General features: G+C 50.4%; 18 protein-coding genes. 1 reads left to right on the top strand and 17 read right to left on the bottom strand.

Annotation, left to right across the window (positions count from 1 at the left end):
* Positions 1-105: 105 nt before the first annotated feature.
* Positions 106-309, top strand: coding sequence for a hypothetical protein (locus MKMG_RS07650; RefSeq protein ID WP_165077048.1), 204 nt, complete (start codon positions 106-108; stop codon positions 307-309).
* A gap of 340 nt (positions 310-649) precedes the next feature.
* On the opposite strand, the gene MKMG_RS07645 is transcribed toward MKMG_RS07650, so the two are convergent.
* The 17 genes from MKMG_RS07645 to cbiT all read right to left on the bottom strand — a co-directional run bounded on the left by MKMG_RS07645 (position 650) and on the right by cbiT (position 15,637).
* Positions 650-958 carry a DUF4405 domain-containing protein gene (locus MKMG_RS07645; RefSeq protein WP_165077046.1) on the bottom strand — a complete coding sequence of 103 codons (309 nt, stop codon included), beginning with the start codon at positions 956-958 and terminating at the stop codon, positions 650-652.
* Between the two features lie 208 nt (positions 959-1,166).
* Positions 1,167-1,952 carry a hypothetical protein gene (locus MKMG_RS07640; protein ID WP_254059127.1) on the bottom strand — a complete coding sequence of 262 codons (786 nt, stop codon included), beginning with the start codon at positions 1,950-1,952 and terminating at the stop codon, positions 1,167-1,169.
* A gap of 296 nt (positions 1,953-2,248) precedes the next feature.
* Positions 2,249-3,574, bottom strand: coding sequence for an agmatine/peptidylarginine deiminase (locus MKMG_RS07635; protein ID WP_254059126.1), 1,326 nt, complete (start codon positions 3,572-3,574; stop codon positions 2,249-2,251).
* Between the two features lie 293 nt (positions 3,575-3,867).
* Positions 3,868-5,418 carry a hypothetical protein gene (locus MKMG_RS07630; RefSeq protein WP_165077045.1) on the bottom strand — a complete coding sequence of 517 codons (1,551 nt, stop codon included), beginning with the start codon at positions 5,416-5,418 and terminating at the stop codon, positions 3,868-3,870.
* 313 nt (positions 5,419-5,731) lie between these two features.
* Positions 5,732-6,640: an energy-coupling factor ABC transporter ATP-binding protein gene (locus MKMG_RS07625; protein ID WP_165077043.1), complete on the bottom strand. Its 909-nt coding sequence runs from the start codon at positions 6,638-6,640 to the stop codon at positions 5,732-5,734.
* A complete protein-coding gene (gene cbiQ / locus MKMG_RS07620) occupies positions 6,637-7,401 on the bottom strand; it encodes a cobalt ECF transporter T component CbiQ (RefSeq protein ID WP_216842889.1) in 765 nt (254 codons plus the stop codon). The genes MKMG_RS07625 and cbiQ overlap by 4 nt, the downstream gene beginning before the upstream one ends.
* Before the next feature lie 29 nt (positions 7,402-7,430).
* The gene (locus MKMG_RS07615; RefSeq protein WP_165077042.1) at positions 7,431-7,904 is read right to left on the bottom strand and encodes a hypothetical protein; all 474 of its coding nucleotides are present in this window, start codon (positions 7,902-7,904) and stop codon (positions 7,431-7,433) included.
* A 10-nt stretch (positions 7,905-7,914) separates the two neighbouring features.
* Positions 7,915-8,574 carry a cobalt transporter CbiM gene (gene cbiM, locus MKMG_RS07610; RefSeq protein ID WP_165077040.1) on the bottom strand — a complete coding sequence of 220 codons (660 nt, stop codon included), beginning with the start codon at positions 8,572-8,574 and terminating at the stop codon, positions 7,915-7,917.
* An 18-nt stretch (positions 8,575-8,592) separates the two neighbouring features.
* A complete protein-coding gene (locus MKMG_RS07605; protein ID WP_165077039.1) occupies positions 8,593-9,786 on the bottom strand; it encodes a PGF-CTERM sorting domain-containing protein in 1,194 nt (397 codons plus the stop codon).
* A gap of 157 nt (positions 9,787-9,943) precedes the next feature.
* Positions 9,944-10,525, bottom strand: a complete 582-nt coding sequence (locus MKMG_RS07600; RefSeq protein WP_165077037.1) for a cobalt-precorrin-7 (C(5))-methyltransferase — start codon at positions 10,523-10,525, stop codon at positions 9,944-9,946.
* Positions 10,522-11,532, bottom strand: a complete 1,011-nt coding sequence (locus tag MKMG_RS07595; protein ID WP_165077036.1) for a cobalt-precorrin-5B (C(1))-methyltransferase — start codon at positions 11,530-11,532, stop codon at positions 10,522-10,524. The genes MKMG_RS07600 and MKMG_RS07595 overlap by 4 nt, the downstream gene beginning before the upstream one ends.
* Before the next feature lie 4 nt (positions 11,533-11,536).
* A complete protein-coding gene (locus MKMG_RS07590; RefSeq protein WP_165077035.1) occupies positions 11,537-12,169 on the bottom strand; it encodes a precorrin-8X methylmutase in 633 nt (210 codons plus the stop codon).
* The gene (gene cobJ / locus MKMG_RS07585) at positions 12,147-12,923 is read right to left on the bottom strand and encodes a precorrin-3B C(17)-methyltransferase (protein ID WP_165077033.1); all 777 of its coding nucleotides are present in this window, start codon (positions 12,921-12,923) and stop codon (positions 12,147-12,149) included. The genes MKMG_RS07590 and cobJ overlap by 23 nt, the downstream gene beginning before the upstream one ends.
* Complete coding sequence (gene cbiG, locus MKMG_RS07580) at positions 12,907-13,782, bottom strand: cobalt-precorrin 5A hydrolase (RefSeq protein WP_165077032.1); 876 nt, start codon at positions 13,780-13,782, stop codon at positions 12,907-12,909. The genes cobJ and cbiG overlap by 17 nt, the downstream gene beginning before the upstream one ends.
* Positions 13,779-14,495 (bottom strand): cobalt-precorrin-4/precorrin-4 C(11)-methyltransferase, encoded by a 717-nt coding sequence (locus tag MKMG_RS07575; protein ID WP_165077031.1) that lies wholly within the window; start codon positions 14,493-14,495, stop codon positions 13,779-13,781. Before MKMG_RS07575 ends, cbiG begins: the two co-directional genes overlap by 4 nt.
* Before the next feature lie 5 nt (positions 14,496-14,500).
* Positions 14,501-15,109, bottom strand: coding sequence for a cobalt-factor II C(20)-methyltransferase (locus tag MKMG_RS07570; protein WP_165077030.1), 609 nt, complete (start codon positions 15,107-15,109; stop codon positions 14,501-14,503).
* A complete protein-coding gene (gene cbiT / locus MKMG_RS07565) occupies positions 15,110-15,637 on the bottom strand; it encodes a precorrin-6Y C5,15-methyltransferase (decarboxylating) subunit CbiT (RefSeq protein WP_165077029.1) in 528 nt (175 codons plus the stop codon).
* Positions 15,638-16,049: the final 412 nt, after the last annotated feature.

Here is a 16,049-nt window from a genome sequence, read left to right as displayed (position 1 = left end):
ACTCCCTCACCACCCACAAAGCTGGGGAAAGAATATTTCACTACAGCTTTTTTCCCTGTTTTGACAGCTCAGCACTGGATATGAAACCTCTTTCTGGAGGTCTTCATGAAGAACAAGATCAGCGAGGGCCGGACGGCGCCTGCCGTAAAATGGGAGTGCATATTCATAGTCGCCCTTTCCAAGCATTTCAGATGCGGGGGTGCCTGTCATCTGCTCTACTGCCCGGCTCTTCTAAACCACCTGCCTGACAAAGTTCTGGAGTTCTCCAAACTGGACTTAATGCACAGAATAGCGATTTCAGAGGATTAAAAAACGGATATTTCCATTAATCTAACGGTACTCCCAGGTCACAACATCCGTCATTATTCAAATCCGTCCAACAGGAACACCCCGGTGATCCACAACAATGACATCCGAATGGACATGTCCCCGCAAGCGATGAAGAATCTTCCTCTGAGTCATTCATAGCTTCTGACACTATTGAGTCCGTTATCTTGTCCTGATATTTCTCCGGTGTATTTAATACAAGCTCATCCTGGAGAACTCCCGAATTATCATCAGATAAGCAGCCAGCAAAACAACTGAGCATACCAATTATCAGAATAATCTGAATGGAATAGCCAAAATTTTCTTTTTGCAAATAAACACCTCAAATACGCAGTTTTCTTCGTGTCATCGTCACTAGCCATTTCCTGTGCATAATGACATGCATCATCGACAAAATACATAGCGCTAATCCTGACCAGTCATGAATTAATGTAATGACACCGATATTAAGACTCTGATAATCCAGTCCCAATGAATAAGCAAGACCTGGCCATTTGATGATGCCGGTGATTCCACACAATATAAATGACAGTAACATTGCCATATCAATACTATAATTAATATCTTTTCGCTTCATTTCTGATTTCAAGCCATTATGTCGTATTTTCCTGTCATTGCGAACCCCTTTCATGCAATAAGTACCCCCACAAATCCAGTGTAATTAACTTTTCAGGATCGGAAAACACTACAGCAGATGCAGGGTAAGCTCCCGCATAGGTATTCAGCAGAATATCTCTAAGATACCCAAAAAGCTGAGAACCGTTCCGGAGTTAAATCCAGCGACATTGGATATTTCTTCTGCCTTTAAAAAGGAGTGGGCTTAAAGGAAATTATTACCCTCATTTTCTCCTCATAACCACCAGACCAATACAAAGCCCGCACAAAAGGGTGAGAAAAATCCCGCCGCCCAAAATATCGGGTGATTCGTCTGGTTCTTCAATCTCATTGAAGAGTTCATAATCCGCTTTCTGGAGCATTCCATCCCTGACGGATGTGTAGTCAGATATAAACTGCCTGATTTCATCCTTACTTGCAGTCTTATCAAACTTCACTTTTTTTCTCATTTCCGCAAATCCTTCCGGGAACACATCATCCGAAACCGTGAGTTTAACCGAATCGCCAGTGGAAAGCCGTGATACTTCAAACCAGTAACTCTCAGGAGTTCTTGCTTTTGAAGCCTTCTTTATTGCAGACGGGGATTGATTTGTAAGTACAGATCCGTCAGGCAGGATCAGTTCCAGTTTCCCCTGGTTATTGGGATCCATGTCAGTACCTGTAACATACCAGGCAGCATGGACAGAGCCGTTTGATATGAGGCCGCACTTCAGGCCAATATCTGACCTTTCGGGAATTTCATCACCCCACACCTCATTAATACCGGATAGAATCGCCCGGTATGTACATGCGCAGCATACGCAGACATCGGGGCTTTTTCCTTCAAGCATTCCATGATATTTTCCGACATCATCAATGCTTATTTCAACCGGCACTCCATTGTCCGATACAACAATCGGCCCAAGATCCACCTCAGGAGCAGGAGCCGCAGCACCAGGCATGTGGGCAGAAACCCCCTGACAAAGCACAAGAGCCGCAAGCAGAACAAATATTCCAAGCTTTTTCATCATCTATCAATCTCCCAATTGTTATTTTCCAGACGAACAGGTACGTAATTCGGTAATAATCAACAGTCGCCAAAAATTATTAGGAAAAATACACAATTCGTAGAAATTTAAGGAAATAATGATAAAACCTAACTTCAATCCTTTCATTTCTATAAATACGGTTCTTCGCTTTTTTGTGTGGTAGCGCCGGATGGTTATGATCGCCCCACCATCCATGAAGACAACTCAGTAATGATCCTGTTCGCGATCAGCACTTCTGCTTCACAACGTGACTTCAGGGGATGGGGAGAGGGTATCCTTCAGGGCTCCTGCTGGGAGGAGCAGTGGATACCGCCACCACCGAAGTTGATCGGGATGGTGTTGATCATCACTACCATGCGGTCAGGGAAGAGCGACTGCAGAATTCGTTCCGCCTCAAGATCTGTTTCTTTGAGCGAATTCGGCATCCCCATATCAGGCATCCAGTATTTCTGGCCGAGAACAACACCGTTTGATATGAGGAAATTGCAGTAACTCTGGGCCGGCACGACCGTTACCGGCTGGCCGAACGGGAAGGCAGTGCCGTCGGCATACTTTGCATACGCCGTAAGACTTGCATACGCCTCATCCTCAGGTGTCGCGGTGAAATAGATCATCTCGGGCACAGGCATGCGGACAATCCTGAACGGCTTGCCGTCCTGATCGACGGCGTTCTTCAGAATTTCATAGTTTGCCTCCATCCTGCGCCGGTTTTCTGCAGCAACCTCACCCTGTGCCGCTTCCTCCTCTGTCACCTCAGCCAGCAGGATGGTATCAGATGAAACAAACCGGCAGTACTCATCCACATGGTTGTTGGCGGCAGCCGTACGGTAGGCGACGCCGACACCATCAGGGCCGGGAATGGTCGTGGTATCATAGCGGTCGTCATCGACAAGCCCCTGCTTCAGCCAGATGATATTTGTCGCACCAAAGAGTCGCCCGAACTCGTTTTCAAATTCTTCACGGGCCAGGTTTGAATTACGCTGGAACTCACAGGCCTCGGTGGTGATGAGTGTGCCCTTTCCATTGAACTCACGGTCTCCGCCCTCACTGACCAGCCGGGTCATGACGCTCTCCAGCCCCATATCGGTCGCCACATCGCGGTCGATACGCTCCATCATGCGTGACTGGACGTCACTCTCTGCGAAGTAGCCCCAGCAGTTAAATCCGCAGTCGACAATCCGCTTCTCTCCGTCATCATTGACGGTGAAGATGGGCCCGAAATCACGCCAGTAGAGCATGGTGAAGTTCTTCTCATAGAACGATATGTTGTCAGGCGGGACGGCATGTTCGGTGAGAACCGAGATCACATGCTCCTTCTGCGTGCTGTCGGGCACACAGATCTTCACATGCACATGCGGCTCAAGGGCACGAACAATCTCAAGCAGCACGCCATCCGTCTGATAGCCGTTGATGTACTCTTTCGTCAGCCATCCCAGCCAGACGGTGCTCTGTTCTTCAAATTCGCCAGGAAACCGCCAGGAAGCATCATTTTGTATGTTTTTATCCATTTCATCACCCATAAGAGCACATCCTGCAGGCACCAGAAGGGCAGCAAACAGTATCAATCCGCCAAGGCACAGACCCGTTCTCAATGTATGTTTCATAATTAACCCACCAGGTATGATTGAAAGTCATCATATGACAGATAAAATACTTATCATTTGAAATTTTGCATGAATATTATCCCCAATGGAAATGATCGGGATAGATTGACAAAAAGCACCAGTATGCTGGCTAACTCAAAAAAATAGGTGTTATCAGGCTGGGACACAACCCTATTTGATGTCGACAAAAAGCCAATTTTTATCCCTTTGATTAACTAAATGGCACAAATCAAGTCTATTTTGGTCAATAAATTGTCGTTCTGGCGAGACAGATTTAGTTCTGTCCCAGCCTGTTATTCTGTCTTCTCTGCCTTCAGCTTTGCTTCCAGCTGGTCGAGGAGTTTTCTTATTTCCTCAATTTCCTCAACCGTGATCCCGTCCCCTGGAGCAGCGGTGCCGGTATCTGATATCACTTCCCCTCTCCACAGGGTGATCACCTCGTCAAGGGAGTCGGCCACAAAGGTCTCTCCGCCATGCGCCACGACGAGCCCTATCTCCATGACCTCGCCGGTCTGTGATATGACCGGTATGATCCAGACTTCCTCTCCATCGAGGATATACATGATCGGTTGGACAATCTCAAGACCTGAGGCCATTGCGACCTTCTGGTTCTGCTGGACATTGGCAGCTGCACCGAGGTCATTGTAGTATCCCGGTGCCTGATAGAAGGTGAAATCACCGTTCTGGGCATCGCAGAGGACATAGCCAATCATCGAGGCATCCTTGCCCGGTGTGGTGATGGCGCTGAACCAGTACTGGTTGCCGTCCGTTCCCTCTACCATATAGACATCAGGGTCGCCGGTGGTGAGCGTCGCCCCGGCGGTGCCGTGATCAATGTAGACCTCGCCGGTCGGGTACTTGAGGTTGCGCTGGCCCCACCATGAGTTGATCCACCCGTCGGAGAACCGGCCCCACCAGTCAAGGTAGATTTCGGTGAGGTCTTCGTCCCAGACCCGCTGAATCCAGGACGGCTGCTCGCCGATGTTGTAGAACTCATTCGTGCCGGTGACAGGGTCGGTGATGACAATGCCCTGCGGCACTTCTCCGATGATACCATAGAGGGCTGGCTGTGTGAGCAGGGTGACCCACCGCGGACTGTTCTCCGTATTCAGCTGGAAGACCGGGTTATGGATGATATAGGCGGGGTAGTCCTCCCAGATATGTCGTGTCAGGTCATTTTCGAGGATGGCATTCGGTGTATACACCATTGCAATGCCGGTGATGCGCCGGGGTTCGGCCCGGGGGTCTTCAGCGGAGACGATGACATATCCTTCGGTGCCTTCATAGGCATAGATGAGGGATTTATCGAGGGATGTGTAGTCCAGCGGTGCCAGCCACTGGAGTTCACCGTCAATGAATTGGACATCAGGCTCAAAGACGCCCACCTTATATCCCAGATTTCCAATGACCTTGTCAGCCCGCCAGAGTGCGGTCTTGGATGAGGTCAGTCTGATGTGCTGGGTGTCGATGAGGTCGGTCACATTATCTGCCGTCTCGACCTGCGGAATCTCTGCAAGAGCCTGTGCCCCGATGACCTGTGCCGCGGGTATGAACATGGGTATCACGAAGAGCGCGATAGTCATGGCCGCTCCCCCGATAATTTTCATCTCGTCCACATTGTGGATGAATGATGACGCAAACCCGCTCACTGCAACCGAACCTGCAAGGTATGTGAGAATAGTTATCGGTATCAGAGCCGGTGTTGTGATGTAGAGGGCTGCCCCTGATACAATCCCACCAAGGAGGATGAGTCCGGGGTGGTTCAGCTGTAGTTTTTTATCTTCAATGCGGAAGGCCCATATTGCTGTCAGGACCAGCCAGAAGAGTATGATCAGTATGCTCATTTGTGCAGGTAAGATGGGTCTCCATGCTACAATAGGTTGTAGTTATGAGAACCTTATTTCCGGGATTATCTCTCATCGCAATTCCGATATGGGGTGATTAAGCAAATGCTGCGTTCCTCCATTCTCCCTCAGCATGAACGGGTCCACATGCACAACGTCTGAAGAATCCTGTCACCATATGGAGATTGCAGTCCCGGACACAAATCCCATACATACACAGGAGAGAGACAGGGCCATCCGCAATTGCCACCGGGCGGTCATCGATCATGGAACAGAAAGGGGGATTTGGAATTCTCACCAGTTCAACAGGATTTCAACGACAGAACCTGCGAAACAGATCGGTCATCTCTTCTTTCGTATTCTCACTCCGCCCGAGACGTACCGTCCCGCCGTTTGTATCGATCATGCGATCCAGGGTCAGGGCGGCCTCAGGGATTGTGAGCGGCGGCACTTCATACGTACAGCCGTAACAGCCCAGAATACAGAACATCTTATAGATCTCCGGAACATCGAGATTGTTGTCTTCAAGGAGACTGATATCAGAGAACACTTCAACCGGTGTTCCATCAGCCACAATCGTCCTGTTCAGAATAACCACGCGATCAGCCACATCCGGAACAGCATTGACATCATGCATCGCAACGATCGTGGTTATTCCCTTATTTTTATTCAGGTCATTAATGAGCCGGATAAACACGGCACGACTCTTTGGATCGAGATTTGCGGTCGGTTCGTCAAAAACCAGAATACGCGGCTCCATTGAAAGAACCGCTGCAAGTGCCGCACGTTTTTTCTGTCCATAACTCATGTGGTGCGGAACACGATCCTCAAATCCCGAAAGACCCACGGTGGAGAGCGCCTCTTTGACCCGCCGCTCTACTTCATCCTCCGGAAGTCCCATGTTCGTGGGACCGAAGGCGACATCATCGTATACCGTCGGCATGAACAGCTGATCATCCGGGTCCTGGAAGACCACCCCCACATGACAGATGCGCTCCTCAATCGACATCGTTCCGATATTCTGTCCGAATATGAATACATTGTCGTCAAAACTCCTGATTGACCCATTCAGGTGCAGAAACAGGGTCGTCTTCCCTGCGCCGTTCTGACCGATGACCGCTATCATCTCGCCTTCATCTATGGCAAGAGACACGTTTTCAAGTGAGACGGTGCCGTCACTATACTGATGGTTCAGGTTTGTTATCTCAACAGCCCTTCTCATAATATCTCCAGATAATTGATATGAACGCCAACCGCGAGTGTGATAACAGCAGCACAGAACAGGCAGTCCGGGATGGTGACCCTGAATGGTGAAAAAGATATTGGGTTCCCGGTATAGCCCTTTGCAATCATCGCCTGATATACCCGTTCTGCCCGTTCATAACTGTTGATCAGCAGCATTCCAATAAGATTCCCGATTATGGTAAGGCCGTGCCGATTAAACCGGAATGTGTAGCCTTTCGCACGCATCGAACTCCATATCCTGAGAAACTCGTCGATCATTACATAGATGTACCGATAGGTGAACAGAAGCATCTGTATGATGATTCCGGGAACCCGGAGCAGGGAAAGCGCCTTCAGCGTCGTATCAAACCGCTGTGTTCCCAGCATGGTCACGACCAGCAGGATGGCAGTAACCGACCTGACGGTGACAAGCACGGCAAACGATACCCCCTCCTGTGATATGCTTACGGGGCCCGCCGAAAAAAGCGGCGTGCCGGGGACGGTTAACGGCATCAGGACAAGAATCGGTATCACAAAAACGCAGATCACCTTCATGCGGGTAAGGATAAACCGCATCGGCAGGCGTGACGCCAGCAGGATAACCACCGCTACAGCGAGAAAAAAAAGAGATGCTGGAATAGTACCGACAAAAACGGCTGATACTATCAGTATGCCGAATGAGATTATTTTGATGCGTGGTTCGATGCGATGGACCGGGGAGTCCATGCCTGCATACTTGTCGATATCAGGATAATGCATTCAATCCCCGTATCATGCGCCCCTTGCGTTCACGATTCGTTTCTCATTTTGCGTGCCGAATAGATCATGGCAATACCGGCAAGACCGACAAGGTATCCAAACCCTGCGATTATCCGTGCAAAGAGCGGGAGCTCCTCACCGGTAGAACCTGTCGAGACACCGCCCTCCAGGTCCAGATCCATTTTGGCCCGGTGTCCGGTCTGCTCCACCTTTATGGAGTATTTCGTCACCTTGTATTCCGGCTCAAAGGTAAAGAAGCCCTGGTCGTCGGTTACCCCTTCGACATAGACCTCCTTTTCGCCATCCTCAACCGTGTAGATCGTCGTCTCGGCATTTGCCATGGGCACACCGCCCTCGTACCATGCTTTGATCTGTATCTCGTCATCTGCGTCACCGGTCAGGAAAGCTCCGACAAATGCCTTGTGTGCCGAAACAGGGGATATACAAAGCATCATCAGAAGTATTGCCAGTCCGAGCAGAGTAACTGTACGCATTTTTACCATAATTATCTCCTCATGCCTCATTTTCGTTATTGTTTTGATCTTCAGACTTCCCGCCCGCAAGGGGGATGGGAAGCAATTCCGGTTTCACCCGTGCAACATATCCCACCACTGCACCACCGACGACCGCCTCTGCAATCATGATCGGTATGTGGGCAACGGCAAGTAATCCTGCAACGGTAACAAACTGTTCTCCCGATATGACCAGCACACCCACCAGACAGACCACGGTGAGAAGTACCGCAAGACCGCAACAGATTCCTCCCAGGAGCGTCAGAGGGATCTTGCGCCGGTAACCTGCCAGAAAAACAAGGTAACAGATCAATCCGGGTATACCGATATTGAGGGTATTGATTCCGATGACCGTGATACCTCCGTGCTGGAAGAGAAGTGCCTGCAGGATAAGCCCGATGAACATTGCAACATAGCACAGCGGCCCTAAGAAAATCCCCAGGAGCCCGTTGAGGATCAGGTGCGCACTTGAAGGTGGAATGTCGATATGAATCAGCGATGCCACGAAAAATGCACTGGTAAGTACAGACAGTTTGGGTATCTCTTTTGCAATATCACCATGTCTCCCTGCCCACCTCAGTGTTACGGCAAGAAGAATTATGGTGATGATCCAGCCCCCTGCAACGACAGGCAAGGGCAGGACGCCATCAGATATATGCATGTGACAACCTCATACCCGTTACTGCCTTCTTGCCAGGTATGCCATTGAACAGCAGATTCCGCCAATGGCTGCAAGAACACCAAATCCGGGAGACTTTGTAGCTTCGGCGCCTGCTGATGTCTGGGCTGCCGGTGCGTCTGAAGGCGCATCGAGTGCGGCACTCAGGCCGGATATGTGCTCAGTCAGGTGACCAGCGACACTCTCTGCTTCATGGGCCGCATCATGAACCGCATCCGCATTTCCTTCCCGCGATTCGGGAGCAATGAAGACCAGCTCGTGAATATTTTCATGCTGGCTCTCAAGTTTCGAGAGATAGTCTGCTGAACTTGCTTCCATTTCAACGATGATCCCCTCGATTACCGCTTTGTTTGCCTTAGGATCAACTGCAAGAGTCTGGAGTTCGGCGGAGTTTTCCTGCATATCAGCGGCGATGTCCTCAAGTTCGTGGGATACGAGGTGGATGGTCTTTGCAAGATCACGGATATCCTGATCTACCGTATCGTCCTTCACAATCGCCTTGGTATCAAGGAGTATCGATTCGGCGGACGAGAAGAGTTCATCGGAATGTTCTGCGATCTCTCCTACTTCAACAGTCACATCAGCTGTGTTCACACAGGGTGTCTGTGATGAGGGTGTTGAGACGGCAGCGGCAGAGGTGCCGGAGAGCATGCCCTGCAGTTCCTCTGTGTGCTCAATGATATGTTCGGCAACTTCGCCCGCCTTGTGGGCGGCGTCATGGATGGCATCCGCGTTATCCTCGCGGGATTCCGGGGCTGCGAAGACCAGATCGTGAATATTCTCATGCTGGCCATCGAGTTTTTCAACGTACTCTGCCACACTCGCCTGCATCTCAACGATAAGCTCCTCTATTGCGGCTTTGTTTGCAACCGGATCCGTTGTGAGCTCCTGGAGTTGTGCGGAGTCCTCCTGCAAACCGGCGGCGATATCCTCAAGTTCATGGGATACGAGGTGGATGGTCTTTGCAAGGTCACGGATCTCCTGGTCTACTGTATCATCCTTTACAATCGCCTTGGTATCGAGGAGTATCGATTCGGCGGAGGCGAAGAGTTCATCGGAATGTTCAGCGATCTCTCCTACTTCAACAGTCACATCATCAGCACTCTCTTCATGGGCATTTACCGGCACACAAATAAGTGCAGCAACAAGAAATGCCAGAAGAATTTTTGAAATAATTGTTTTTCTATCAGTCACGTTTAACCACCATTGTGTTAATGTAACTACATATTTTTTGTCATAATTAAATAAGTCTTGTTTTTTATTCCACAAAATTTGTCAAAAAACAATATTGGTTACATAAACTCTCCTGCCAATCCCCTTCGTCACGGACTGCATCCGCAGAATGACAGGTCTAAAACCTGCCTGCCATAAGCACAAACAGGTTTGACCGGGGGACCGGAGGGGTATCTGCATCACCGACAGAAATTATTTCGTCTGGGTAGCCCAGCCGTTCGCAGACGGCAATCCTGCATTCAGAAAACTCCGTCCTCAGTTTATCTGCGAGGGCGGATGGCACAAATGCGGGGTCTGCGATGATAAAGGCAGTTTTACCTCTTGCAATCTCAAAACAGATCTCTTCGATTGCCTGTTCATGGTCTTTTGCATGGGCGTTAATGATTGCCGTTTTTGTCATGGGAACGCCCAGTTTTGCGCAGGCGTACTGGTATGAAGAGATGCCTGAAATGATTTCACCTCCCAGATACCCGAGACCGGCGAGCATGGGATCTCCTGTTGAGAGGACAACTGCAGTATCCGGCAGCCCCCGGAGCGCCTTGTAATCCGTGATGACACGGACCGCACACCCGCTGCGGATGTACGCCGCGGCCCGTTCAATGGCACTCCCGGAACCATAGATCAGCTCTGCATCCTCTATTGCTGCAATCGCCGCCTCGGTCAGCATCCCCGGCCCGCAGCCGACACCAACGACTTTCATCCGGAATCACCGCCAATTCTTCCCTCACGATCAATAATGACCACCCGCACTCCCGGCATGCTTCGTTTGTAGTCCGCCAGATTCGTCTCCAGTATTCCTGTCCATTGGTCTGACATGGTTAACTCCTCAACTGTCCCGTATCCAGTGCCGTCCAGAATATCGGGATTGATAAATTTCAGTATGAGCGCCGGAAGACCGCAGAGAACTGCCTCTCCTCCGGCGGCTTCGATACCCTTTCCCATAAATTTGCCCACCAGCACCACATCACTATCAGGAAAGAGCATCCTCGCATATCGCAGGCCCACTCTCCCGGTGGTCAGGACCGGCTTTTCTGTACGACTGATTCTTTCAAATACATCCTCTGAGAGATGGTCATCCCATGGTTCAACCAGTCCTGTCGACCCCAGAACAGAAATACCTCCGATAACACCGACTTTCGGGTTGAGGGTCTGTTTTCCGATTTCTGCACCGTCCGGTATGGTGAGTTCAACCGTCACTCCCTTCAGATTCAGAACGCATGCGGCCTCCTCTATCGCACCCCGGATCGTTGTCATCGACGGAGGGCTTATTGCCGCATCACCGATGTTGTATCGCGGCGTCTCGCGCTCAAACCGTCCGATGCCCTCACCCGCATGAACGGTGATGCCGGATGCTGTTTCCCTCGCCTCTGCACAGAACAGCAGGTTTGCCGTGATATCATTCGTATAGTCCCCCGAATATTTCCTCGCTGAACCAACCCCGTCCCTTCCCTTTGCTTTGACCTCACACCGGAGACTGCAGGGAAGGGTGATGAAAACAGACGATACCGGCTCACCCAGGGAAAGCACCGCCGCCCTGCATGCAGCAGCAGCTGTCGTCCCGGTGGTGAACCCCCTCCTCAGGATAGTACCTCCCGAGGTGAGAACCGCGAGGCCCTGTGCGACCTGCTCCAGGGCATGTTTGTCCGTGCATGCCCGGACCCATTCTTCGGGATACACATAGCCTGTTACCGGATCGTGTATGTTCATTTCCTTATCGTTGGGTTTCAATGTACATGGTGATGATCTCGTTCAGGGAAGCAACCGCAGGGGGCGTCCCTCCCCGTGTTCCTACGTTGGAGATTGACGGGAGATTCTTTGTCCGAAGCAGCTCTTTTGATTCCTTTGCATTGACAAACCCTACGGGAGTGCCTATGACAAGTGCGGGCATAATTCCTTCATCGACCATCCTGCAGACCGTAAGCAGGGCCGACGGGGCATTGCCGATGACAATGATGGCATTCTCAAGCGTATCGCGCAATGCCATAAAACCCGCCGAAGTCCGTGTTATCCCATATCCCTGAGAGAGTGCTGCCCCAAAATCAAGAGCACAGAGCACATCGGAATGATGCTCGTTCTTCCTGATTCCGGTCTGGACCATCCTGATATCAGTGATGACAGGTCTCCCTGCCGATAAGGCCCTGAGTCCTGCTTCAACAGGATTGTTGTTGAAGGCCATCAGGTCAGCCATGATGAAATCCCCGACCGATATGGCACATCGCTGGCGGATTCTGTCCTCCGGCGTCTCATCACCGACCACCATGCGGGCAAGACCCCTGCTCGTCGAAGATATTTTGTAGCCCTCTTTTGTGTCCGCTCCCGGATCAATATACGTATTTTCTGTCATAGCCCCTCGGTGTGATCATCAGATCTTTTCTGCAGACGGTCCCGATGCGTGACTCCTCTCCGCCGATGATCACAATGGACCGCATATCAACAAAACTGTCATCCTCAAAGAGTGATTTCAGGGTGAAGAACCGGACCTCCTGTTCATCCCGGAATGCATTTTTCACAACGGTCACAGGCAGGTCACCATCCTTGTATTTCAGCGCAATGGAGAGGGCCTGTGAAAGATTATCAGGGCGTCCCCTGCTCTTCGGGTTGTATACTGCTACCGGCACCCCCATCCGGAAGGCGAGGTCCATCCGTTTTTCTATGATCTCCCACGGCGTGAGAAGGTCTGAAAGCGAGAGGGTGACATAATCCCCCGAGAGAGGGGAGCCTGCAAGAGAGGCGGCGGCGGTTGCCGCCGTAACACCGGGCACCACCTCATACTCGATACAGGAATTGTCATGCTCAAGCACTTCAAGCACAATACTTGCCATTCCGTATACGCCCGGGTCGCCGCCACTGACCATGCAGACCTTCTTCTCTTTTGCAAGCTCCACACATCGTCTGGCCCTCTCAACCTCTTTTCCCATGGAGCTTCGGATGACCTCCTTTTCCTCCACCAACTCCTCAATCAGCCGGAGGTAAAAGTCATTTCCGATGATGATGTCCGATTCAAGAATGGCTTCTCTCGCCCTTCCGGTAAGCTGTTCTTTCTTTCCGGGGCCAATGCCCACTATGAAGAGTTTTCCTGTATTATCTGATGACTGCAACTGTCACTCCTCCGTATTTTTGTTTTTTCATGATGACTTCTTTTCTTTTCGAGAGGGCAAGTGCCGCGGGTTCCGCTACCCCCGGCAGTCCCAGCTTGTCGAGAGCCCGTGATGCAGAAGGGGGATGTTCTGCCTTTATGAATGCATTGTCCACAAAGATCAGGTTCCCGTTCAGCTCCCTGACTGCCTGAATGAGGCTGGTTTCATCTTTCTTGATTTCTGTGGTGGCGTATGCCAGCACGTCCTCTTTTGCGATACCGGCTTTGGAAAATGCCGATGCCAGGGCATGCAATATCTCTTCTTTTCCGGTCCCTCTCCTGCAGCCGATGCCGACAATATATTCGCCTTTTTTAATCAGTACCGATACTCCCGGTGGTGCGATGGCGATTGCAGGGGGCTCAATCAGGTGTATTGCGACGTTCCCGTCAAGTATTCCCGCGTTGACCGCCCGTGTTGAGTCTTTGTTAATGATTTCAAGCCCTCTTTCTTCTGCTGTCGACTCCACCGAAGGCAGATTTCTTGTCTCGGTTGCGGTGGTGATCACCGGATGCAGCCCGATTTGTTCCAGACGCTTTGCCGTATCATTCCCGCCGTGGTGCCCGCCGAGGACGGGAATGGCATACCTGAAGTCCGGACTGACGACCACAAGACACGGGTCAGTCCATTTGTCGTGAATGTAGGGTGCAGCAGACCTGACCGCAATCCCTGTTGACATGACCGCGATGATCTGTTTGTACTCTTCAAATGCCCTGCCAAATACCTCCGGTGAGTATACGACAAAGTCGGCATCCATATGTTCTGCCAGTTCCTGTGCTTTGACAGCAGATGTCTTTAGGGATATAATGACTGTATCTTTCATCCGTAGAGGTGGGAATTTGTGTAGGACGGGCCGTCAGGGTTCACCACTTCACCGATGATGATGAGTGCGGTCTTTTCAATGCCTGCAGCCCGTGCTTTCTGTGCGATATCTGCTACCGTTCCGCGTACAATCTTCTCGTCAGGCCAGGTCGCGTGATAGATGACGGCAGCAGGTGTCTCCCGGGGACATTGTAGCTTTTCAACGATCTTCTCCAGCTGTTCTGTACCGAGAAATACCACCATGGTCTGCCCGAGTCCCGAGAATTCAGCGATCTGGTCCTCGTCCAGGGTCTTCCCTGCCGGTCGGGTGATGATGACCGATTCTGAGACCCCTTTGAGGGTATACTGGATGCCAAGGGACGCTGCCGCCCCAAAAAACGATGAGACACCCGGAACTCTTTCAACATCAATCCCGGCTTCTTTCAGAATTACAACCTGCTCGATGATGGCACCGTAGAGTGCCGGGTCTCCGGAATGCAGGCGGACGACCGTTTTGCCGCTCTGTGCCGCCGCAATCATGATATCCGTCATCTCGGCAAGGCGCATCCCCCATGAGTCGTATTTTTCTGCGGCAGGGCAGGCATCAACAAGCTCCGGGTTTACGAGAGATCCGGCATAGATGAGGACGTTGGCCCTGTCCAGGATCTCCTTCCCCTTTACGGTGATAAGGCCCGGATCGCCGCATCCGGCCCCGACAATGTATATTGTTGGCATCTCTCTCACTTCCCGGCATATAAAATACTGAAGTACGCACTTTCTTCAGGGAGTTCGTCTGTCTGATAGATCTTCTGGCCGTCCATATACATTTTTTCGGCCAGAATGAAGGTAGTATATCCTGATTTCCTCAGTTCATCTGCCATCTCTTTTGGCCGCCTCACCTTCATCCTGAGTGTTGCGGTATTCTCGGACCCGTCTGTAATCTCAATGCCTCCATTCAGCGAGATCTGAGCAGCAGAGGCGAATGCCGTAATTGAGCTGACGCCTGGAACAGTGCTGTATGCAATATCCGGATATTTTTCATCCAGCACATCACAGAGTCTCCCGAATGTACCATAAAAATTCGGGTCTCCGAGAATACAAAAAACGGCAAGACCTTCCTTTGCAACAGGGGCGATTGTCTCAGCGTTTTGTTCAATACATCGCTTAATGTAATCCTCATCAGCGGTCATGGGAAATGAAAGCACCACTGGATCCGCCCGGTATGGTGCGATGATATCCTTTGCCACATTTCCAGGCACAAATACCTGATCTGCTTTTTCTATCAGTTTCACTGCCTTTACGGTCAAAAGTTCAGGATCTCCGGGGCCAATGCCAACTGCGACAAGCATCTACTTTTTCACCTCTCCTACGATGATAAAAACGGGATGTATGGGTTTAAACATGAGGTCGCCCACCAGTTCATGGGAGCGTGAAACCTGTATGTGGAGCGCTTCAACAAATATGCCCATCTCTTTCATTTTTCTGACCGTCCGTGAAACCGTGCCCAGGAGAACGGCGTTTACCACAATTCTTCCGTGGACTTTCTCAGTGAGCTTTTCAAGAACGGTTTCGATGTCTCCCGAGCCCCCGACAAATGCACAGTTCAGCTCGTCAATGTCATCAAGAGCCTGGACAGCCTCGCCGTGAATCAGTGTGATATTGCCTCTGTCTGTATCTTTTATCTCCTGCTTTGCGTATTCGACCGCTTCAGCTCTTCGGTCTATTGCATAGATATGGCTGCATCTGTCAGATGCCTGAATGGATATTTTTCCGGTGCCGCACCCGATGTCAGCCATGACATCCCCCTCGTTTATCCTGAGTTTGAGCAGGGATACTGCCATCACTTCGTCCTGTGTCGGTCCGCCTTTGAGTCCCATGAATACATACATTATTTGTTTTAATTCAAATAAAATGTTAATCATATGTGAGGGAATCTGAGAGACAGGCAGGAGAGCATATCAGCGAAGAACAGCAGATTTACCGACAGATGACACAGAGGCATTTCGCACCATCTTCATTCACACAATTAAAACGATCCGAATATTCTTCTAATTTGTATTAAATGATCTAATTATTATTGCAATTCATACGGAAATCGCAACAACACATCACAACTAAACAAGTTAATTTACTTTAACTAAACATATCTTTATGTCTGGGCTGTGGTCTCCCCTGCTTGGATAAAGAGGAATTATAGTTAAGAACCATACTTTTGTTAATTGATTTCCCCATTAACAAACTTCATTATCCATCGGTTTGCATAGCCCAAACTTGATGCAAACACTAAGA

Source organism: Methanogenium sp. MK-MG (assembly GCF_009914725.1).
GTDB lineage: Archaea > Halobacteriota > Methanomicrobia > Methanomicrobiales > Methanomicrobiaceae > Methanogenium.
This window is presented reverse-complemented; position numbering and strand designations above follow the sequence as displayed.